Consider the following 24,628-nt stretch of genomic DNA (forward strand, 5'->3'; position numbering starts at 1 on the left):
CACTCATTACGAGTGCAGTTTTTTTTAGACCTCCATAATGATCGGAAGGATCATCGGGCGGCGTTTTGTTTTTTCGTATAGGAACGGAGCAAGCGTATCGGTAATTTCGTTTTTAATTTCGGACCACTGCGTTGTTTTCCGATCCATTACTTTCTCCAGATGGTTCGAAATCAGCTGCTGCGCGTCATTGATCAAATCACCGGATTCTCTCATGTATACAAAACCTCTTGAGATTAAATCAGGCCCCGCCGAAACCTTAAAGTCGTCCATATTGATGCTGACAACAACGATAACAAGGCCTTCTTCTGAAAGAATGCGGCGGTCGCGGAGCACGATATTGCCGATATCACCGATTCCGCTTCCGTCAATGTAAACGGAGCCGGACGGAATTTTGCCTGCCACAGCGGCTTCTTCGCCTTTGAGGGCCAGCACTTCGCCATTATCCATGATAAAGCAGTTTTCTTCGGGTATGCCGCAATCAGTCGCGAGTTTGACGTGCATTTTCTGCATTCTGTACTCACCGTGAATCGGCATAAAGAACTTCGGTTTGATCAGGCGGAGCATTAATTTCTGCTCTTCCTGTCCGCCGTGTCCGGATGTATGAATGTCATTCAATGAACCGTGAATGACTTCTGCGCCCGCACGGTACAGCTGGTTGATGGTGCGGCTTACGCTGATTGTGTTTCCGGGAATCGGAGAGGAAGAAAAGACGACCGTATCTCCGGGATTAATGGAAATCTGCCGGTGCGTCCCGTTAGCGATGCGTGATAACGCCGCCATCGGTTCACCTTGGCTTCCCGTACATAAAATCGTTACCTTATTGGCAGGCAAACGATTGATTTCGTTATGCTCAATAAACGTATTTTTAGGACAAGTAATGTAACCGAGATTTTGTCCGATTTCAATAGCCGATTCCATACTGCGTCCGAATACGGCAACTTTTCTGCCGTTTAAAACGGCTGCTTCAATCACCTGCTGAAGACGGTGTATATTCGAAGCGAATGTCGCAAATATAATTCTGCCGTCCACTTTTCGGAAAATATCGTGAATGCTTTCGCCTACGCGGCGTTCTGACATGGTGAAATCAGGAACCTCACTGTTTGTACTGTCAGAAAGCAGGCACAAAACGCCTTCTTTCCCGATTTCAGCCATCTTTGTCAAGTTTGCCGGTTCGCCTACCGGTGTGAAATCGAACTTAAAGTCCCCGGTATGTACGATATTGCCCGGCGGTGTTTTGACGACGATTCCGTATGAATCCGGAATGCTGTGTGTCGTTCTGAAGAAGGATACTGACGTCTTGCGGAACTTCACGATGTCGTCTTCACCGATGATGTTTAATTTGGTCTGTCTTAACAGCCCGTGCTCTTCAAGTTTATTCCGAAGTAAGCCGATCGCGAGTTTACCGCCGTAAACGGGAATATTTACTTGTCTGAGCAGGTACGGAATACCGCCGATATGGTCTTCGTGACCGTGGGTGATAAACAGACCTTTAATTTTATCTTCATTTTTTACTAAATACGTGTAATCGGGGATTACGTAATCAATGCCGAGAAGTTCATCTTCCGGGAACTTGATTCCCGCATCAATCAGTACAATTTCATCCTGAAACTGCACCCCGTACGTATTTTTCCCGATCTCGCCCAATCCGCCGAGGGCGAAAACGGCAGTCTGGTCATTTTTTACAAATTTCATTCCGCTCATAACTCCAATACTTTAAAATTTTCGCTCTGCTTCTCATATTCTAAAAAAGCACCGTCCACAGGCTGAACAAATTCAATGTTGTATTTCTGATCTTTCAGTTTCGTTCTGACGTCCCGTTCTGAAACGCCCTCAATGTAAAGTGAATCTGTTTTTTCCCGAACAGGTACTTCGTCAGCCTTCTCTTGATAAAATACCTTATAAATCATCCAAATCTCTCCTTAAATGCCGTATGTTAGACTCGCTTATTCTATTATATTCGAAAACGGATTATAAGGAAAGTCTCGAGCAAAAAAGGGACTTTCAAAAACCGAAAGATCCCTTCTACGCGATGACTTTTTTTCGGAGCATTCCGCCCCACTGTCTTCTGAGTTTCTTCCGTAATCGGCGCAGCATCGTATACCTCCTTTAAAGCCCTTTATAGCAGTAGTATGCGGAAAAAATGAATTTGTTTTCGTGGGTAAAACTGGAATTTCATCAAGGCGGTTTTCCGGAAGAAAAACTTTCTGTATGATGATATTGAAAAAGACACGACTGATAAACGGGAAAAAGGAGAAATTGACATGAAACCAAAATTGATCTTTTTTGATATTGACGGCACGATCTATGACCATGATAAACATATTCCCGATAGCGCAAGAAACGCCGTGAAGGCGCTTAAAGAGGCTGGCCATCACGTTTTTATCGCCAGCGGAAGGTCCCCGTTTATGGTAAAACCGATTCTGGAAGAGCTGGAGATTGAATCATTTATTTCATACAACGGCCAGTATGTCGTTTTTGAAGGTGAGGTCATTTATAAAAATCCGCTTCCTGAAGATGCGGTTGCGCGTTTATTAAAGCAGGCGGCAGAAGGGGAGCACCCCGTCGTATTTATGGCGGAAGACACGATGAAAACGACCGTCCCCGGACATCCGCACGTCTCGGAAGGAATCGGCAGTCTGAAAGCGCCTTATCCCGAAGTTGATGAAACATTTTATAAAGGAAAAGAAATTTATCAGCTGCTTTTATTCTGCCGCGGACATGAAGAAAAAGCATATGCCGCTTTTCCGGAGTTTGATTACGTCCGCTGGCATGAATTGTCAACGGATGTGCTTCCGAAAGGCGGTTCAAAAGCGGAAGGCATTAAAAGAGTGCTTGAGCGGCTTCCGTACGGCGTAAGTGACACTTATGCATTCGGCGACGGACTAAATGATCTTGAGATGATCCGTTTTGTCGGCACCGGGGTGGCGATGGGAAATGCGGTTCCGGAATTAAAAGCTGCCGCTGATTTCGTCACAAAGCCGGTGGATGAGGAAGGAATCAGCTGGGCCGTCAAAGAACTGGGCCTTTTGAAATAAAGAAAACCGGCACTTTGGGAAGTGCCGGTTATTTTTAACGGTCAATGGCAATGGCGTTTTCAGGTTCTTTGAACGGATTTTCTTTATCGATATGGTCGTAAAACATCACGCCGTTCAGATGATCGATTTCGTGCTGAAACACGATGGCCGGAAAACCTTTGAGGCGGATGTCAATCTGTTCTCCTTCAAGCGTCACCGCCTTTACGCGGATGCGGGCGTAGCGCGGCACATAGCCGGGAATGGGTTCGTCTACCGACAGGCAGCCTTCTCCGCTCGTCAAGTAGCTTTTTTCCACTGAGTGGCTGACGATCTTAGGGTTAAAAAGAGCATAGCTGTATAAAGTGCCTTTCGCATCTTCTGCATGGACGGCGATCATCCGTTTTTTTACGTCTGTTTGGGGAGCGGCAAGACCGACGCCCGGACGAAGCTTGTATTTCTCGGCTAATTCAGGATCTTGGCTGTTTTTCACAAACTCAATCATATCAGCAAGATGCTGTTTTTCTTCGTCAGAAGCGGGAAGCTGAACCTCTTCAGCGATCTCTCTGAGCGCGGGATGTCCGTCGCGTACAATATTTTCCATAGTAATCAAGAAACTTCACTCCTAAAGCTTAATATGTAAATTATAGCGAATTTCTTTATCGCGGCGCAACGAAACAATTGGCCGGCCATAGCAGGCCGGCCGATGTTCATGGTGTATAAGGTCAGCAGCCGCAGCCTAAATAAGCGGCACCGACGATGATTAATAAGATAAACAATACGACGATTAATGCGAATGTGCGGCCGTATCCGCCGCCGCAGCCGTAACCGTAACCGCCGCCATAACCATATCCGCCGCCGCAACAACCGCCGCCAAATCCGCCGCCAAATCCATATCCGTACATAAAAAAACCTCCTCTTTTAATTACGCTGACCCTCTGTCAGCAGGGCCGGCGTCTACTATAAACTATGTAAAAGCCAAAAAGATGTATGGTCATCCGCCCTGTTTTCTCAATTTTTTACGCAAGTATTCTTTGAAAGCACCGTAAGCGTCTTTACACGGTCATGCCAATTACAGCTCAGCTATTGTCAAAAAGCGTTCGGGCTTCTATAGTGGAAATTGTCAAGATTGGGGGATTTTAAGTGAATATCATTCAAAAAAAGGTATTAGCAGGAATCGGAGCGCTCGGCGCCGCAAGTATGCTGCTTGCCGGCTGCGGGGGAAAAGATCCGGTTGAATCGCTTCATGACTCGATGGAAAAAGCCGTTCAAGCGGAAAAACCGTTTCAAAAAGAGCAGAAAACATTAGAAAAATTGGAGAAAAAAGAGCATAAGCTATACGACAGCGCGGTTAAACTGAATATGGATGATTACCAGAAAATTGTCACACTGTCTGATCAGGCTCTGAGCAATGCAAATCAGCGAAAAAAACATCTGAAAGCAGAAAAAGACAGTATTGATGATTCAAAAAAAGCGTTTGAATCCGCAAAAAAAACTTCTCAAGAAATAAAGGATAAGAAAGTAAAAGAAAAAGCCGGGCATGCTGTCGCTTTAATGGGGAAAAGGTATGCATCTTATGATCTTTTGTACAAAAAGTACGAAAAAGCCATTTCACTTGATAAGGACCTTTATAAACTGATTAAAGATAAAAAGCTCACATTAGCGCAGCTGGAAGAGCAAATCAGCAAAGTAAACTCAGTTTACGAAAAGGTGCATAAACAAGCAGATGAGTTCAATCAATTTACTAAAGACTACAACAAAGAGAAAGAACTATTATTCCGCAAATAGTATAGTGAAGGCATATCGGCATGGGCTGATGAACTGATAACAACCGAGTTCAGCTGCCTGTAAAAAGGCGGCTGAAGAATTGGTATATACGTGTGTTTCCCATTGACAACAAGTAAATCATGGTATAGTATTTATTTAGGGAAATATTCACATAAAACCAATCGTTGTTTCGGCACGTTGGAATGTTTTTATTATATTGATATATAGAAAACAGAATGAAAATGTGGTTTTAATTATCAGAAAATTCTATCTATTTATATTTGCGGCAATATGATATTTGTACATGCTTTTTGCTTTTAAACCTTTATCCGGCATAAAGGTTTTTTTATTTTGCTTCGTAATGCTTATTAAGTAAGGGTGCTGAGAGTAAACGACAATTTTAAAATTGAAGTGAAAAACGTTAATCAAAATCGGAACGAAAAGAAACGGCAGAAATACGGAACAGGAGGAAAACAAATGCTTGCTTACGTCTTTCCCGGACAGGGAGCGCAGTTTAAAGGAATGGGCAGAGAATTATTCGATGAATTCAGTGAGCTCATTAAAAAGGCAGATCATATTTTAGGATACTCCATAAAGGATTTATGCCTTTCAGATGAAAAAGAGAGGCTGACTGATACGAAGTATACACAACCTGCAATTTATACAGTGAGCGCACTGCAATATTTAAAGGGTTTAAAAGAAGGTCATACCCGCCCTGATGCTGTTGCAGGACATAGTCTGGGTGAATATACTGCGCTTTTTGCGGCCGGCGTTTTTAATTTTGAAACAGGTCTCCGGCTGGTTGCTAAAAGAGGCGAGTTAATGAGTGAGGCTCCCGAGGGCGGAATGGCTGCCGTGATCGGACTGGATGAGCACCACATAAAAAAAATACTTCAAAAGTATGAATTCGGCCAAATAGATATCGCCAATTACAATACATCTTCACAAATTGTGATAGCAGGAGCTGCAGAAGAGATAAAGCGGGCAGCCTCTTTTTTTGAAAAAGAAGGGGCGAAAGCTTATATCGTATTGCAAGTCGGCGGAGCTTTTCATTCTCGTTTCATGGAAAGTGCAAAGCGTGAATTTGCGGAATTTATCGAGGGGGTTCATTTTTCAGAATTGAATTTCCCAGTCATCTCTAACTATACGGCAAGACCTTATAAACAAGAAGATATCAAACGGAATTTAATTGAACAAATAACAAACTCGGTAAAATGGACTGAAAGCATCAGGTACTTAATGGGACAAGGCGTCACTCTGTTTGAAGAGATCGGTCCCGGCAACATTCTGACTAAATTAATTCAAACCATACAAAGAGATGAGGAACCGCTTAATATTAGTGCGCCGGAAGACAGTCTCTTTTTTTCTGAAGGGAACAAGGACAATTCGGAAAGCGGGAAAGAGCATAGCCTCTTGGTCGAAAATATAGAGAGCGGTGCAGCTTCACCGGTGTCCCGATTGGGTGATCAATCTTTCAAAGAAGATTACGGTTTGACATACGCGTATTTGGCAGGTGGGATGCATAGAGGGATCTCTTCCGCTGAAATGCTGATCCGCCTCGGGAAGAAAGGAATGCTGGGGTTCTTTGGCACAGCGGGTTTACCTATAAGGGAAATTGAACAGGCCCTTATTTCTATTAAGAAGACACTCAAAAATGGCCAGCCCTACGGAATGAATCTGCGATTTGAGCCGGATCATCAAGATAGAGAAAAGGAATTGATAGATTTATATATCAAGCATGACGTACGAGTAATAGAAGCGTCTTCGTATTTTTCCGTCAGCGCGCCATTAATTTATTACAAAGCGCATCAGTTGAAGATAGACAAAAGCGGCAGGGTCATACCTCATAATCGGATCATTGCCAAAGTTTCACGGCCGGAAGTTGCGGCCGCATTTCTGAGTCCGCCTCCTCAAAGTATCGTAAAGAGAATGTGTCAGCACGGTATGCTGACGGAAGAGCAGGCGGAGTGGCTCAGCCGTATTCCGGCAGCAGACGATATCATTATTGAAGCAGATTGCGGAAGTAATACCGAACAGGGCTCATTGACAGCGATGCTGCCGTTTTTTGTTAAGCTGCGGGATGAAATGATGGAAACACACAAATACGCAAGGAAGATAAGAATCGGGGCTGCGGGAGGAATCGGGACTCCCGAGTCTGCCGCGTCTGCTTTTTTAATGGGCGCTGATTTTATTATGACGGGATCCATTAATCAATGTACAGTTGAAGCCGAAACAAGCGGTTTTGTTAAAGAAATGCTGAGTGAGACAGGAATATGCGATACTGCTTATGCGCCTTCGGAGACTCTGTTTGAGTTCGGAACAAAGGTGCAGGTGCTGAAAAAGGGCACGCTGTTTCCGGTCAGGGCAAATAAATTATTTCAAATCTACCAACAATATGAGTCTTTGAGTGAGATAGATGAAAAGACAAAGATTCAGCTCGAAAATGATTATTTTAACAAGACTTTTGATGAAATCTACGAAAGCTTAATAGAAAAACAGCCGAACCTGGCCCAAAAAGCTGAGCGCAATCAAAAATATAAGATGCTGTTACTATTTAAGTGGTATTTGCAGAGAGGATGTCTGCTTGCTTTGGAAGGGCAGGAAGAACAAAAGGTGAATTTCCAAGTTCATTGCGGCCCGTCTTTAGGCGCTTTTAATCATTGGGTAAAGGGCACGGATTTGGAATCATGGAGAAACAGACATGTCGATGACATTGGTGAAAAATTGATGAATGAGACCGAAAGTCTGCTAAGGCGCAGATTGGATACGTTATTTCTACACTAAAGAAGGAGCGGGTGGAGGCCAATGGTTCATTTGAATAAACAGAGTGCGGATATCGCGATAATCGGGGTTGCTTGCAGATTCCCCGATGCAGATCATTATCATGAATTCTGGGAAAACATAAATAGCGGCAAAGATTCCATCCGGGAAGTGCCGATTGAACGGTGGGATCCCGAACTTTATTATTCAGCTGATATCAGTATACCGAACAAAACAATCAGCAAGTGGGGAGGTTTTATTCATAAAGCTGACCATTTCGACCATAAGTTTTTTAATATCTCTCCCCGGGAAGCGAAAAACATGGATCCTGAGCAAAGAATCCTTTTAGAAGAAACTTGGCGGTGCATCGAAGATTCCGGGGTTTCTTTGCAGGATCTCCAGCGTAAAACCACTTCTGTTTTTGCGGGTATTATGAATTCTGACTACCGGCAGACAGGTCATGCTGAATCGGAAATCGACAGTTATGCCTGCTTAGGAAGTTTCGAAGCTATGCTTTCCAACCGGCTTTCATACACATTCGGTTTGACCGGAAAAAGCATGTCTGTAAATGCCGCTTGTGCATCATCGCTTGTTGCTTTACATGAAGCGGTTAAGTCATTGCGGACAAAAGAAAGCGATTATGCAATCGCATCGGGAGTAAACTTGAATTTCCAACCCGGAAAATATATTTCTTTTTCCAAAGCCAGAATGCTGAGTCCTGACGGCAAATGTAAAACCTTTGACGCAGCAGCGAACGGGTACGTTCCCGGAGAAGGGGCAGGCGTTGTATTGCTGCAGCGCCTTGGTGATGCAGTAAAAGCCGGTCACCATATATACGGGATCATAAAAGGGACAGCTGTTAATCATGGCGGTAAAACCCGTTCCATAACCGCTCCCAGAGCAGAAGCGCAGTGCCGGGTCATCTCAGAAGCTTTACACAATGCTGCTGTCGATGCTGCGACGGTTTCTTATGTAGAAGCACATGGCACAGGTACATCTCTGGGCGATCCGATAGAAATAGAAGCATTGACAAAAGCGTATCGGCAATATACTGAGGATACTCAATATTGCAGGATCGGAAGTGTGAAAACAAATATCGGTCATACAGAAGCAGCGGCGGGAATGGCCGGATTGATAAAAGTTCTAATGATGATGAAACACCGGAGGGTGCCGAAAAGCCTGAATGTACATACGGTAAACCCAATTATACAGTTTGAAAAAACACCGTTTAGGCCGGCGCTTGATTCAAGTGATTGGAAGGCGGCAGACGGGGCTCCGCTCAGGGCGGGAATCAGCTCCTTCGGTTTTGGAGGTGTCAACTCTCACGTCATCATCGAAGAATTTATACATACAAAAGACGAATCTGACAGAAAAGGAAGGGTACCCTTCCTTTTTTCCGCTAAAAGTGAAGAAAGCATGAAACAAATGATACATCATTGGAGAACCTTTGCTGACGATTCTGAGGAATTTTGCAAAATATCAAATGAAGTGATCAGCAGCACCCTTTTAACAAGGACATCGTTTGATTACAGGGCTGGTTTATTGGCAGGCAGCAAGGAGGAATTTAAAAATCAGCTTAAAGAGGGATTGAGTTTTCAGAGGAAACAAGATTCTGAATGGGCGCTTGCCATCGGTGACTTCAAATGGGAAAGTTATAAACAATTTGCCGTTTTGAAACGGGTGTTCCCTGATTTAGAAAAGAACGTAAGGCCGGTGCTGAAGGGTATACCAACATTGCACAGTTCATTTAAAAGAAAATGGACACCTGAGAAAATCCGCTTGTATTCTTTAGTTATCAATACGGAAATCATAAAAAGTATCCTGGCATCCGGTTTTAAGCCAAGCCTCATTACAGGCGCCGGAGACGGATATTACGTCGCTCTTGCAGCAGCGGATATCATCAAAATTGAAAAGGCCATTTCTGTAATCACAGGCGCTGAAAAACCTTCGCACATATCCTGTGAGCCGCCGTCCATTCCATTTGTCAATCCGTACACTTCAAAAACGTACCCGCCGGTTCGATTAAATGAAGAATATGTAAGGATGCTGCTGAACGGTCTGAGCTTCCCGGCTGATTTTGCAGACCGCCTGTACGGGAAAACACGGCTGCTTCTTGAGCACCAATATACGTTTAAAGGTTTTTTAGAAGAGTGGGATAAAGCGGGAAAGACTCAGGAAATCGAGATTTTATCTTATATTGTGAATCGCACGGCGGATAAAAGAAATGCATTGCCGGCTGATGAGGAAGCAGCGATCATGGCTATCCTTGCCTCTATGAGAAGACTGTATAAGAGATGGGATTTAACAGATTATGATGGATTCTTTAATAATGATTATGTTCTGGAAATATTAAATTTACTGGATGAAGGAATCTTGTCTAAAGAACTTTTTCTGAGCATGTTATTGAAAAAGCAAGACGGAATTACACAGGCTGTTGCTTGTATTAATGAGCAGCCGGCAGGTTTTTATGATAAAACTCGTTTTCCGTTGATGACAGAATACAATCAAATGGATGCCGTGTCTCAGGAGATAGCTGACCATATGCCGCTTCACACGGAAGAAAAGGGAACGGAGCCGGATGTGGATATTTCTGATTTTTCAGTTTTTCAATTCGGATCGCTCCCTCCATCAGCAAAACTAAACAAAGCGGCTGCTTTTGAAGCGGACAAACCAGCCGATGAGGCTCTATATCATTCATTTATGCAAATGTGGCTTTCAGGAGAAGAGATTGAATGGGCGAAACTAGGTGATGATCATAAAAGAAAAGCCCCGCTTCCGCCTTATCCGTTTGAGCGCTCTCAATTTTCTTTAAACCCTCAGCCGGTAAAATCAGACACGGCTTTTTCAGAAAAGAAGAATCAGGCACTTTATACGCCGGTATGGAAAGAAACCGCACTTGAGAATGAAGCGGGCAGCGGACAAGCCTGTACTATTTTGTTGTTCTCCGAGAATAAAGACTATTTTGAAGAGCTGAAAAAAAGAGAGAATACGTCCGCATATCTTATTATGCCCGGTGAGCGTTTAGAGCAGATAAGCGACAGTGTTTTCACGATCAACAGGCAGCGTCCCGAAGATTATCAAGGTGTCATTCGTCTGTTAAAGGAAAAAGGCGCAGCGCCTGATGCAATTTTGCATACGTGGTCTGAAAAACAGCCTGAACTGGAAGAAACACTCGAATCAGGAATTTATTCCGTGTTTTATCTGACTAAGGCTTTAATCAGCGAGAACCTTATAAACAAAGTAACGTTCATTTATACATTCAGCGCAGATCAAAAAGAAAAATTGCCGTATTTTGAAGGTGTGAACGGTTTTTTAAAATCGGTAAAACAAGAATACCCGCAGCTTCATTGTAAGACGGTTTGCTTTGAACATGATTCTGCATCCGTTTCATTTTCAGAAAGGGCTGACATTCTTTATAAAGAAATAAACACAGCGCCTGATCGGCATATTCATATCACTTACAGAGGCTGCGTAAGATATGCACGGATGTTAGTGAAGCAGAGAGAAACAAACAGAAAGACCGTTCAATACCCTGAAAAAGATAAAGTGTATTTAATTACAGGGGGATTCGGGGGGATTGGCAGTAAAGTCGCTGAATATTGCGCGAAAACTGAAAGATCCACCATTATCCTATCGGGGCGATCTGTTTTAAACGGAGATATGCAGAAACATTTAGAATACCTGAACAGCTTTAAAGCAAAGGTTTATTATATACAGGCGAATATATCCGATAAAGAAGCGGTAAAAAAAATGATTGACGGTATTACCGATCAGCATGCAGGTCTTCATGGCGTCATTCATTGTGCAGGAGTTATCAGAGACTCGCTGCTTTTTCGAAAAACAAAGCATGAACTTTCAGAGGTGATTGCTCCGAAAGTTCATGGTGCATTGAATCTTGATCATGCAACGAAGTCGCTGGAATTGGATTTTTTCGCCGTTTTTTCTTCAGTCGTCTCTATTGCAGGGAACGAAGGCCAATGTGATTATGCATATGCAAACGGCTTTTTAGATCATTTTGCCGAATATCGGGAACAGAAACGGCAAAATTCTCTGCGCAGCGGCCGCACGCTGACAATCAATTGGCCTTTATGGCAAGACATCGGAATGGGGGCGAACCTGTCAGGTCAAGGGCGGACGTCTCTTTTTCATGGTTCCGGGCTCGAAGAACTTCCTGCTGAAGACGGAACGCAATGGTTTTCGCGGATTGTAACTTCGGGTCAGCTGCATAATATTGCAGTCTGCGGTGATCATGAGCGCTTTGAACAATTTATGCGGCAGAGATTTTTGACGGACGAAACAGAGACAGGCAGTGCCATTCCTTTGGCTCAAGGCGATATTTTGGATCAGACAGTTTTGTTTTTAACCAATATCATCTCCTCTGAGATCGGTGCAGAACGGGAAGAGATCGATCAAGATGTGCATCTGGCTGAATATGGAATGGATTCGGTTATGATTCATCAATGCAACACAAAGCTGGAGCAGTCACTGGGAGCAATTTCGAAAACGCTTTTATTTGAATTTCATACAATCAGAGATTTAGCAGATCATCTTGTAAAGGAATATCCGGATCGGCTGGGGCGTTTATTTTCACGGGAGGAAAAAGGAAAACAGATTCAGAGCATTACCCCCGCCAGACCGGAACAAAACATCACTGCACCTGCGGCGGAGGAAAAAGAACATCTTGACGGGATAGCGGTAATCGGTATCAGCGGCCGTTATCCCGGGGCTGAAAATATCGAAGAATTGTGGGAGCTTCTATCAAAAGAGAGAACCGCAATCACAGAAATTCCGAAAGAACGATGGAATTATGAGACCTACTATGATCCAGACCCCGCTAAAGCGCATGAGGGGAAAATTTATTGCAAATGGGGCGGATTTTTAAAGAATGCTGAATCATTTGATTCTTTGTTTTTCCAAATATCGCCGAGAGAAGCAGAAGCGATGGATCCTCAGGAACGAATATTTCTCGAAACCGTGTGGAAAGCATTTGAAGATTCGGGATATACCATTGAAGGGTTGAGAAAGCAGACCGAAAAACATGTCGGTGTATTTGCGGGAGTGACGACCAATTCTTACAAGCTGCTCGGCGAAAGAATACCGACGGACAAAAACGATGTACTTCCAAATTCGTTCCCATGGTCTCTCGCGAACAGAGTGTCTTACACATTTGACTTTACAGGTCCCAGTGTCCCTGTAGATACGGCTTGTTCTTCATCCTTAACGGCAATTCACATGGCTTGCCAAAGTTTAACAAAGGGTGAGTGCTCGGTTGCGGTTGCGGGAGGAGTAAATTTGTATCTTCATCCTTCTGACTATTTATACCGATGTCAGATGGGGATGCTTTCAAAATCGGGAAAATGCAGAAGTTTTGGAGAAGGCGGCGACGGTTTCGTGCCCGGGGAAGGTGTAGGGGCCGTTATTCTTAAACCGCTTAAAGATGCCATACGTGATAATGATACTGTGTACGCCGTCATTAAAGGAACGGCAATTAATCATGGCGGAAAGACAAATGGCTATACGGTGCCTAATCCTGCCGCACAGGCGGATTTAATTCAAGGAGCTCTTAAAGCGGCCGGTTGGAGCGCCAGAAGTGTCAGCTTTATTGAAGCCCACGGCACGGGAACGCCGCTGGGTGACCCGATTGAAGTCCGAGGCCTGACCAAGGCGTTTAGAGCTTATACCGAAGATGTTTCATATTGCTCTCTCGGATCGATTAAATCTAACATCGGCCACCTGGAAGCGGCCGCGGGTATTGCCGGCCTGACAAAGATTATCTTACAAATGAAGTATAAAAAAATAGCCGCAACACTGCATGCTGAACGGGTGCATCCGGATCTTTATCTGGAAGAGACACCTTTTTGCCTCCAGCAGGAAACCGCCGACTGGATAAAACCCGCGAATGAAAAACATTCTGACAGCAAATATCCGCGGCGTGCGGGATTAAGTTCTTTCGGAGCGGGCGGGGCAAATGCTCATATCCTTGTGGAAGAGTATGAGTCTGCTGCTGACTGTCATACGAGGCGTGAGGAAAGTGAGGAACTTATCGTACTCTCAGCCAAGCATTCACTGAGTTTACGGGAATCAGCAAAACAGCTGGAGGAATATCTTCAAAAGGCCCGTCATAAGCAGGGCGAGTTTTTACAGCAAGCGGGAACAAACAAGCCGCTTCACCTTTCTGATATTGCGTATACCCTTCTTGAAGGGCGTGAAGCCATGCCGGAAAGGCTTGCTGTCATTTCAAATAATATCGATGATCTGATGTTGAAATTAAATCACTTTTATAATGGAATTGACGATCACGAAATATTTAGAGGGAAAAAACCGAATCATAAACGCAGACAGCAGCAATCGGATCTTCCGCTCAAATCCGGCGGCACCACATTAACCGAAATGGCTGAATTTTGGGTATCAGGAGGCAATTTAAGCTGGGAAGATTTCCGCACCGGCAGAAAACCGAGAAAAATTGCCCTGCCGACTTACCCTTTCTTAAAAAACAGACTGTGGGTGTCAAATAAGGCGCAAACAACATCAGCAGCCGGTACAGCTCCTTTATTTGATTTTTCAGCAGGTGAGTGCCGATTTTATAAAACGCTTTCTGATTCTGAATATTATGTAAAAGACCATGTTGTGCATGGGAAAACGGTTCTGCCCGGAGCGGCAATCATCGAAGCGGCCAGAGAAGCGGGAGAGAGGCTGTACGGAAAATCAGTCATAAAACTGAGTCAGGTTGTATGGGCGGTTCCGATAACCGTTGAAAAAGAAAAGACGATAATGATAGATCTGCTGCCGAATCAAAAAGACGGCAGATTTGTGGTGAAAACCGATATGCAACCTGAAGCGGCAGTTCACTGCCAAGGAAACATTACCACATGCGGAGATCAAGATGCCTCTCATACAGAGCGTTTTCAATTGGACAGCTGGTTAACCGGACAGAAAAGATTAATCAGCGGCGCTGAATGTTACAGGGATTTCCGGCAGAGCGGTTTGGACTATGGAACCAGTTTTCAGGTAATAAAACAGCTGTTTATCCATGAAAATGCTGTTCTTGCACGAATATCACTTCCTGAGAGCATTCATAAAAAATCCGGCACGCTGCTGGAACCGTGTTTATTGGATGGCATTTTTCAATCCACAACAGGGTTTACGTCCAGTCAGCAAGACGATCACACCGCATATTTGCCTTTTGAATTAGGTGAGCTGGAGATTCTTCACGCACCTTCGGCAAACGGCTTTGCTTACATTACAGCTGCCGATGAAAGACAACATGATGATGTCAAAAGGTTTCATATACTATTTATGGATGAAAACGGATCTGTAAGTCTTAAAATAAAAAACTTAGCGTTGAAGGCATTAAGGGCTGCACCGCAGACTCAGGATGAGCGGCATTCAGTTAAGTATTACACAGATATGTGGAAGCGGGCCCCTATGCTTCATCAGCCTGAAGCCAGCGGTTTAAACAGCTGCCTTGTGATTTCACTCCGTCGGGATATATCAGAACCGCTGATCCGCCAGGCATATAAAGATATCGGCCTGAACATGATCTTTGTCCGCCATGGCGGCAGTTTTCAAGAAAAAGAAGCTGATTCCTTTGAATTGAACAGCGTCAAACTTGACGGCTATAAGAAATTGCTGGCGATTCTTAAAGAAAGACAAGTGACAATTGACCGCGTCATTTTAATCGGGATGAGCCCTGAAACGGGAATTGAGCAGAACATTCGTGAAAAGCTGGAAGAGGCTGTTTTGCCGGTTTTCAATGTAACGAAAGCTCTGTTAGCAACAATCCCAAGACATAAAATCCTGATATCACATGTATTTTTCACAAGGGAAAATCAAATCTTACCTTATCAAATGGCAATCAGCGGCTTTTTTAGGTCGCTTCATTTAGAACATCCTATGTTGTCCGGTAAAAATATTGAAATACACAGCGACGAAATTCAGTTACAGCTGAACACCGGTCTGCCTGAATTAAAAAACCTTGTGAAAGAAACAATCATCAGCGATGATACTTCAGAAATCAGATACAGAGATGGAATCAGGCAGGTAAAGCACTCTGCAGAAATTGAAAGTGCCGAGCCCCCCGAAAAGATGGAAGTAAAAGAAGGGGGAGTTTACCTCATTACAGGAGGAACAGGCGGTCTGGGACTGATTTTCGCCAGACATCTTGTGCGAAAAGGGAGAATAAAACTTGTCCTTATCGGCAGGTCAGAGCTTTCTGAGGAAGCCGTAAGCAATGTAAAAGAGCTCGAAAAAAACGGATCAGAGGTTTTTTATGTAAGAACCGATATTTCTGATAAGGAAAATGTCAATAACCTGATAAAACTCGTCAAAAACAAATTAGGTCCTGTTAAAGGAATTATTCACAGCGCCGGTGTGATAAAAGATTCATTACTCATCAATAAGCGTGAAGAGGATCTCGATTCAGTTTTGGCCAGCAAGGTTTACGGAACGATATGGCTTGACCGGTATACAGACAGTGAACCTCTGGACTTTTTTGTTATGTTTTCATCTATCAGCGCAATAATCGGGAATGCCGGACAAACTGATTATGCTTATGCAAACCGGTTTATGGATTATTTTGCGGAAATGAGAGCGGCGGAAAATAAACCTGGAAAAACAGTCTCGATTAATTGGCCTTTATGGAAAGAAGGCGGTATGCAAATTGATATTCATTCAGAGAAGTTCCTTTATGACCGTTTCGGAATGCTGCCTCTGGGAAAACGGGAAGGCCTTGCAGCATTTGATCAAGCAATGACAGGGTGTGAACATCAAATAATGGTATTTAGCGGTAATGAATTAAAGCTGGAACGAATGATAACGATTGACAGCGGAAAAAGTGATCCGGCAATCGCCGACGAAAATCACGAACCGAAAGAGCTGTCAATAACTGAATCTTTAAAAAGCACTTTGACGCGCATCATCACCGGCGTATTAAAAATTGAAGAACGGGAATTTGATTTTGAACTGCCGATAAGTGAATACGGATTTGATTCAATTATGTTTACAATGCTGGGCAACGAATTAAACGAAACTTTAGGAATATCAATGATGCCGTCAGATTTTTTCGGTCTTACTGATTTTAATGAACTTCTTGAGTTTTTAAAGAGTGAGTATTCCGAGGAGCTTCATCTCTGCGGTTCTTTTTCTTCAGATGAATCTGCGGCGAAAGACCGGAGAGAAAATCTGATTGAGGGCATCGCAAAGATGATGTCAAGTATTTTGAAGATTGACAGAAAGGAAATAGAAGAAGAGACTTCATTCGGCGAGTACGGATTTGATTCTATTACGTTTACCAGACTCGGAAATGAAATCAATCAACAATATGGTACGGAATTATTGCCGTCCATTTTCTTTGAATGCAATTCACTGGCTGAAATGACTGATTATGTAATCGAGCAATACGGAGAAATCCTTTTTGCTGAGACAGAATCTTTTTCTGCAGCTGACGAAAAAACATTGTACAGCACGCCTCCGCCGGAATCTTATGAACATTCCCCTGAGCCTGAAAACAAAGCTAGGCAAGAGGAAAGACATATGAATGAACCGGTTGCAATAGTGGGAATAAGCGGCCGTTTCCCCCAAACAGATTCGCTGGAAGACTTTTGGGAAGGAATTGAAAAAGGGCGGGATATGATTACAGACATTCCTGAAGACCGTTGGAACTGGAAAGAGTTTGACGGCGATCCGATCAGGGACGTCAATAGAACAAAAATAAAAAAAGGCGGATTTATCAAAGGCGCGGACAGTTTTGATCCGTTGTTTTTCGGGATTTCTCCCGCCGAAGCAGAATTAATGGATCCCCAGCAAAGAATTTTTATGGAGACTGTATGGAAAACAATAGAAGATGCGGGCTATAAGCCGTCTGATTTGGCAGGGACGAAAACCGCGGTGTTTGCAGGGGTCGCCACAACGGATTATGCTGAACGTCTGAATGAAAATGGTGTCTCTGTTCAGGCGCAGACCGCAACCGGTTTAAATCATTGTATATTGGCAAATCGTATTTCTTACCAGCTGAACCTGACGGGTCCGAGCGAACCGATTGACACTGCCTGTTCAAGTTCGTTAGTTGCACTCCATCGTGCGGCTGAGGGGATTCAAAGAGGCGATTTTGAAATGGCGATTGCAGGCGGAGTGCATATTATGACAAGCCCTACTCTGTTTATAGCTTTTGATAAAGCAGGTATGCTTTCCAAAGACGGAAAGTGCAAAACGTTCGATAAAAGCGCTGACGGCTATGTAAGGAGTGAAGGGGCGGCTGCAGTATTGCTTAAGCCGCTCAGCAAAGCACAGGCAGACGGTGATCATATATATGGTTTGATTAAAGGGTCAGCTGTAAATCACGGCGGCCGCGCCAATTCTTTGACAGCTCCGAATCCGAACGCACAGGCGGACTTATTAACCGAAGCTTGGCGGAAGGCGGGGGTCAGCCCTGCCACTGCGGGATATATAGAAGCGCATGGCACAGGGACAAGTCTTGGCGATCCGATTGAAGTAAACAGCATCATAAAGGCATTTAAAACGTTATATCAAGAATGGGACATTCCTTTTGCGAAACAGAAATGCTGCGGAATCGGGTCTGTGAAAACAAACATCGGCCATCTCGAAACCGCTGCCGGAATAGCCGGAGTGCTGAAAGTGTTACTGGCTTTTAAATATCGCAAACTTCCGGGACTCGCCCATTTTTCAGAACTCAATCCATACATCAAACTGGAAAATACGCCATTTTATATCACAGAAACCGCTCAAAAGTGGAATCCGATAAAAGATAAAGAGAACAACGATCTGCCGAGGAGAGCGGGTGTCAGCTCATTCGGATTCGGCGGTGTGAACGCGCATATTGTTTTAGAGGAATATAGGGAACCTCAAAAAGAAGTGCCGGAAAACAACGGTAACACACATATTTTTGTTTTATCTGCGAAAACCAAAGATCAATTACTTGAGTATATCCGGCTTATGCTTCAGTACTTGGATCGCGTGATTGCCGGTGACATGACCGTTAATGCCAGTGACATGGAATTTACATTGCAAAACGGCCGGGAAGCAATGAACGAAAGAATTGCCGTATGTGCAGCGAGTCTGACTGAGCTGAGAGATAAATACGTCAGCTTTCTTGATGACAGCAAGGTGCAAAAAGGCGTATTTATAAGCGAAAACACTGAAGAGCCCACAGCTGTTTCTGAATATATGATTGAGGAGGCTCTTCAAAGCGGAAAAGAGGAGCTGCTCGCACAATGGTGGGCCAATGGAGCCGAGTTTGAATGGAAGACAATCGGCAATAAGAAATTGAATAGAGTGCCGCTGCCAACTTATCCGTTTGCAAAAGAGAGTTATTGGTTCACCCCGAAAAAGAACAAAAGCGAGGTTAATAGCAAAAGTCTTCACCCATTAATCAGCGAGAATGTCTCAACATTAAAGAAACAAGCATTTAAAACTGTTATTTCCGGAACTGAATTTTTCGTCACTGATCATCTTGTTTCAGGAGACTATGTGCTGCCAGGAGCCGCTTCGCTTGAAATGGCTCTTGTTTGTGCGGAAATAAGCGGAGAAAGTAAAGTATATAAAATAAAAGACGTGATGTGGAACAGACCTATATTATATAAAGGAAAAACGCTGCACATTTATACCGACTTGGAAATGAAACAAGATAAGTTGAACGTAACGATATGTAAAGAGGGTCCGGATGGCGTGCAGCAAATCTGCACACAAAGTGAAACAGTATTCGGAGATATAAACAGCAATCCTGAGTATGTCGATATTGATAAGTTCAAACGCAGCAGTAAGGCTGTCATAAGCCGGGAAGAGTGTTATCACCGCTTCAGTCGTATGGGCCTGACATATCATAGCAGTTTTCAAACGTTGAAAGCCGTATACCGCGGTGATATTGAGTTAATGGCAGAATTGGAGCTTCCGGCTCATTTAGCGAACGGGTTTTCACATTTTACACTTCATCCTTCATTAATTGACGGCGGTTTTCAAGCGGCGGCATTTTTGTTAAGAGATAATGAGAAAGACGGCTTATTTGTTCCATATTCACTTAGAGAGCTTCACATTAAGAGGGCGCTTACTGCCCGATGCCATGTCTCGGTGAGAGAAACCGGTTTTTATACGTATAACATTGATTTTATTAACGAGAGCGGCGAAATAGCCGTGAGCATGAAAGACTTTTCTGTCAGAAAAGTGACCGGGGGAGAATTAACCGCAGGACGTAAAAATGAAGATCAGGAAATTCTCTTCTTATTAGAACAATTGAAAAACGGTGAACTTTCTGCTGACCAAGTTTATCAGCTGCTGGAGGGAAAATAGTGCAGATCAAACAAATACTTTCCTTAATTGAAGAACAGCAAATGTCTCCTGATGCAGGACTGGAGCTAATTCGCACTTACAGAAAAGAACAAATGGAAAAAAAGGCGGAGCCGGAATCACAAGCTCCGTCCCCAACCATTTTTTTTAAGAACGATTGGGTAAGGACAAATCACATTGATATGCCGAATCAGCAGGCACCGGGGAATATGCTGATTTTTGATCAGGATAACCGTCTGTTTCAGCATGCCGAGATGATGAATGGAGATCATAACCGTGTCATTCTCGTAACGCCCGATTCTGATTATAGAATTGAACGGAATAGATGCACAATCAATCCTTCTGATGAAAATCATGTCGAAATGCTGCTGTCTGATTTGGCTGAAAACGGATTTACACCTGATGTCGTGCTTTATTTATGGAACGGAGAAATCAGAGAATTCACTGAAAAATCCGTTAATGAAACTCTTTGCAGAGGGATCAACTCGCTCTTTTTATTATCAAAAGCTTTAATGCGAAGAAACGAACCTGTTATGTTATTGCATATTTATTGGACAAGCGGTCTGAATCAGCCGTTTCATGAAGCTGTCGGAGGGTTCATGAAAACGGTAAACATGGAAAGCTCCAAGCTTCAAGCGAAAACCATACAGATACGCCATGAGGATTCTGACAAAAATCCTCCGGTTTCCGAGATGTGGGATGCTGCAATCAGTGAAATACAGCGCTTTCAAACGGATGAATGTGAGATTTTAATAGACTCATATACCCGTTATGTGAAAGGGCTGCAGCATATTGATAATCCGGAACACGATAACGGATCTGTAACGTATCAAAAAGGCGGCATATATATCATTACCGGAGGAGCGGGAAAACTCGGGCTGCTGTTTGCGGAACACATCGCTAAAGAAAACCAAGCCGTGATTATACTTACAGGCCGTTCTTTTTTAACCGCTGATCAAAAAGAACGGATCAGTAAGCTTAATGAGAGCGGCTCTATTGTTGAATATCAGCGGACGGACATAACAGATCGAACAGAGGCAGAGCGATTCATTTTCGGCGTTAAACAGCGGTACGGCAGCATAAACGGGATCATTCATGCTGCCGGCATCCTTCGTGACTCATTTCTTGTAAACAAAAGTCTCAGTGATTTTACGGACGTACTGAAACCGAAAGTTTACGGGACAATCTGGCTGGATGAGCTGACAAAAGACGAAGATCTTGATTTTTTTGTTCTCTTTTCTTCTTTTTCCGCTTACGGAAATGCCGGCCAAAGTGACTATGCGTACGCAAATCATTTTATGGACAGTTTTGCAGTGCTTCGATCTCAGCTCTCCCGAAACGGAAAAACACTATCAATCAATTGGCCGTTATTGAAAGATGGCGGGATGAGTCTCGACAGCAATGGAATCAACCAAATAAAAGAAAAATACGGAATGACTCCGATGCGAACTTCCTCTGTTTTGGAAGCGTTTCTGAAAATGCTGCGGTCTTCATTTACCAGCTTAATGCCTGCAGAAGGAAAGCGGGATAAAATGATAAAAGCTCTTTCGATTCAAAGAAATACAGCTGCAGCAGATCAAGATACACTCACGGCGGAACACGATGAAGAAGAGGAATATGCTGCGAAAGAAAAAGTCAATGACTATTTAATCAAGATCATCAGCGGTGTCTTGAAAATCCAAGCTCATAAAATAAATGCGAAAGACTCTTTTGAGAAATTCGGAATCAACTCACTTATGATCATGTCACTTATTTCAAAGCTTGAAGATACTTTCGGGGATCTTCCAAAAACAATCTTTTTTGAATATCAGAACATTGAAGAGCTTTCAAACTTCTTCCTAACATCTTTTAAAGATAAAGTGCTTAAGGCCGCAGGGGCAGCTCCGGTAACAAGAGTGCCGAAGAAAAGAGAAAATCTGAGTAAAAAACAGCACCGGCAGCAGAGGGTTGCATCTGCACCGAGCATGGTTCCGCCGGGTGAGGATATTGCCATTATCGGCGTGAGCGGAAGATATCCGAATTCCGATACTCTTGAGGAGTTCTGGGAAAACATTGCCGGAGGAAAAAACTGTATTATTGAAATCCCCGAGGAACGTTGGGATTTCAGATCGAATTACAGTCCTGACAGAATGGAGAAGGGAAAAATCAACAGTAAGTGGGGAGGTTTTATCAGCGGTGTTGATCAATTCGATCCGCTGTTTTTCCACATTTCTCATAAAGAAGCTGAGCTGATGGACCCTCAGGAGCGAATTTTTCTCGAAACCTCCTGGCATACGTTTGAAGATTCAGGATATACAAAAGAGAAGCTTGACGGTATGAAAGCCGGTGTGTTTGTCGGAGCCATGTACGGACAATATCAATTATTCGGCGCAGAAGAAACTGCGCGGGGCAATCCGATTGCGCTCAGTTCCTTCTTTTCATCTATTGCGAACAGGGTTTCATACTTTTTTAATCTCTCCGGCCCGAGCATTGCACTGGATACGATGTGTTCATCATCGCTGACGGCCATTCACTTGGCATGTGAGAGCATTAAAAGAGGGGAAAGTGAAATTGCGCTTGCGGGCGGCGTTAATGTGTCCATACACCCCAGCAAATACCTTTGGCTGAGTCAAGGTAATTTTGTTTCCACCGAAGGATTGTGCAGAAGTTTCGGAGAGGGCGGAGACGGCTATGTCCCGGGAGAAGGTTCAGGAGCCGTCCTGTTGAAACCTCTGGAAAAAGCAATTGCTGATCAGGATCATATATACGGAGTGATTAAAGGAACATCTGTAAATCATGGCGGAAAAACCAATGGATTTACGGTTCCGAATCCGAATGCACAAGCTGAGCTGATTGCTGAAAATTTCAAGAAATCGGGCATCAGTCCGCGATCCGTCAGCTACTTGGAAGCACACGGAACGGGTACCTCGCTCGGAGATCCGATTGAGATTGCAGGATTGACAAAAGCTTTTGAGAAATTTACGGACGATAAACAATTTTGTGCCATAGGTTCAGTGAAGTCTAATATCGGACATCTGGAGTCTGCTGCAGGTATAGCAGCCCTTACAAAAGTTCTTTTACAATTTAAGCATCAGAAATTGGCGCCATCCATTCACTCGGAACAGCTGAACCAAAATATCCGATTTGAAAAGACGCCTTTTTACGTTCAGCAGAAAGAAGAAGAGTGGCGGAAAGAATCAGGCGCCTCCAACAGGAGAGCAGCAATCAGTTCGTTCGGAGCGGGCGGAGCAAATGCCCATGTCATTGTGGAAGAATATCAAAACCATGCGGACACACAAACAATAAGCGGTCCGTTTGCCGCAGTTCTCTCTGCCAAAAATGAAGACAGGCTGAAAGAATACGCCCGGCGCCTTCTGCAATTCACAGAGCGGGAGACAAAGGTCTCGGCAGCTGATATCGCTTTTACATTGCAGACATGCAGGGAACCGATGGAAGACAGACTTGCTGTTGTAGCTTCCGATTTGCCGGAACTAAAGGAGAAACTGAGAACTTTCTGTACTGAAGGAACAATTGGGGAGGGCGTATACAAAGGGAATGTTACGAAAGATTTTGATAAAGTCTTTATCTTTCATGATCAAAAGATGAAAGATAAATTCCTCGAGGTGATGATGGAGACAAAGGACTTGAATCTTCTTGCAAAATTATGGTCTTTCGGGGCTGATATTCAATGGAGAGAGTTATATGAAGAATATACCCCGCAAAAGGTCAAGCTTCCTTTATATCCATTTGCTGAGGAGTCTTACTGGGTGCCTCGAAACCAAAGTGCAGTATTTCCGGAAATATTGCCGCGGCAGTCTTCACTGCACCCGCTTCTGGATTCGAATGAATCTACTCTGGAACAGCAGTTTTTTAAAACGACATTAAGAGAAAAAGAGATTTGGTTAAAAGACCACATCGTAAAAAACAAGAGCATTCTCCCGGCAGCTGCTTTTCTTGAAATGGCATGCGCAGCGGGAATGCGGTCATATCGAAAGAAAAAGGTCACTCGTTTAAAAAACGTGATATTTGCCAGACCGGCCATGCTTTTGAAAGAGAGCCTGACCATTTACACTCACATTTCCGTAAAAGACGGCAGCATATTATTTAACATGTCACCTGACGAGGATGCTGCTGTAAGGACTGGATTTGTGACGGGGGAATTAGATTATGATCATCATTACAGTGATGATGATATAGAGAACATCGACAGACAAGAGATGATAAACAGAAGTGCTTTTGTCCGTGAACAAGATGAATGTTACGAGTATTTTCGGGAAAACGGGTTCCTGTATGGGCGCGCTTTTCAGCCGATTCAACGTTTATGGGGCGGAAAAACGGAAGCGGTTGCACAGTTATTGCTGCCAAAAGAAGCCGCATATGCTCTTGAACATTATACATTGCATCCGTCTTTAATTGATGGGGCTCTGCAATCTTTGTTCGGAATTACGGACGGAAGAGAAGAGGCATCTGTTTATGTTCCTTTTTCAATAGGAGAGATTACGGTTCGGAAAAAGGTTTCAGCAGAATGCTGGGCTTATGCGCGTAAAACAGGCCAAAAAGGTCAATACGAGCTTATTTACGATATTCAGCTGCTTAATGAACAAGGAGAAAGACTTGCAGGTTTGAAGGATGTAACCATTCGTAAAAAAGAAACGTTTTCCGCGGAGGCACAGACTCGTGCAACAGCGGATTCCAATGGAAAGAACGAGAGAGTAAAAGAGCTCCTCAGACAATTAAAAGCGGGCGAACTGACTGCGGAGGAAGCAGATTATGCGCTGGAGCGTATGCAGGATTAGTTTATCATTTTGCGGCAG

The 24,628-nt window shown here is 43.7% G+C and carries 9 protein-coding genes; 5 read left to right on the top strand and 4 right to left on the bottom strand.

Going from position 1 to position 24,628, the window contains the following annotated elements:
- Window positions 1–24: 24 nt before the first annotated feature.
- Both rnjA and BR62_RS0115020 read right to left on the bottom strand, forming a co-directional pair.
- Entirely contained in the window at window positions 25–1,692 is a 1,668-nt protein-coding gene (gene rnjA / locus BR62_RS0115015; protein ID WP_007409649.1) for a ribonuclease J1, read from the bottom strand.
- A gap of 5 nt (window positions 1,693–1,697) precedes the next feature.
- Entirely contained in the window at window positions 1,698–1,907 is a 210-nt protein-coding gene (locus BR62_RS0115020; RefSeq protein WP_003154548.1) for a DNA-dependent RNA polymerase subunit epsilon, read from the bottom strand.
- 354 nt (window positions 1,908–2,261) lie between these two features.
- Between BR62_RS0115020 and BR62_RS0115025 the strand changes: the two genes are divergently transcribed.
- Window positions 2,262–3,035 (top strand): Cof-type HAD-IIB family hydrolase, encoded by a 774-nt coding sequence (locus tag BR62_RS0115025; protein ID WP_015239775.1) that lies wholly within the window; start codon window positions 2,262–2,264, stop codon window positions 3,033–3,035.
- Window positions 3,036–3,069: 34 nt separating this feature from the next.
- On the opposite strand, the gene def is transcribed toward BR62_RS0115025, so the two are convergent.
- Together def and BR62_RS0115035 are read right to left on the bottom strand one after the other, a co-directional pair.
- A complete protein-coding gene (gene def, locus BR62_RS0115030; protein WP_020955759.1) occupies window positions 3,070–3,624 on the bottom strand; it encodes a peptide deformylase in 555 nt (184 codons plus the stop codon).
- 112 nt (window positions 3,625–3,736) lie between these two features.
- A complete protein-coding gene (locus BR62_RS0115035) occupies window positions 3,737–3,916 on the bottom strand; it encodes a YjcZ family sporulation protein (RefSeq protein WP_007409651.1) in 180 nt (59 codons plus the stop codon).
- A gap of 238 nt (window positions 3,917–4,154) precedes the next feature.
- On the opposite strand from BR62_RS0115035, the gene BR62_RS0115040 reads away from it, so the two are divergent.
- The 4 genes from BR62_RS0115040 (at window position 4,155) to BR62_RS0115060 (ending at window position 24,610) form a co-directional block, all read left to right on the top strand.
- Window positions 4,155–4,799 carry a YkyA family protein gene (locus BR62_RS0115040; protein ID WP_032871376.1) on the top strand — a complete coding sequence of 215 codons (645 nt, stop codon included), beginning with the start codon at window positions 4,155–4,157 and terminating at the stop codon, window positions 4,797–4,799.
- Window positions 4,800–5,255: 456 nt separating this feature from the next.
- A complete protein-coding gene (fabD, locus tag BR62_RS0115050) occupies window positions 5,256–7,562 on the top strand; it encodes an ACP S-malonyltransferase (RefSeq protein ID WP_032871380.1) in 2,307 nt (768 codons plus the stop codon).
- Between the two features lie 21 nt (window positions 7,563–7,583).
- Entirely contained in the window at window positions 7,584–19,838 is a 12,255-nt protein-coding gene (locus BR62_RS0115055; RefSeq protein ID WP_032871383.1) for an SDR family NAD(P)-dependent oxidoreductase, read from the top strand.
- Window positions 19,838–24,610 (top strand): type I polyketide synthase, encoded by a 4,773-nt coding sequence (locus tag BR62_RS0115060; RefSeq protein WP_032871386.1) that lies wholly within the window; start codon window positions 19,838–19,840, stop codon window positions 24,608–24,610. Before BR62_RS0115055 ends, BR62_RS0115060 begins: the two co-directional genes overlap by 1 nt.
- The last annotated feature ends 18 nt before the right edge of the window (window positions 24,611–24,628 follow it).

Source organism: Bacillus sp. UNC69MF, from assembly GCF_000746035.1.
GTDB lineage: Bacteria > Bacillota > Bacilli > Bacillales > Bacillaceae > Bacillus > Bacillus velezensis.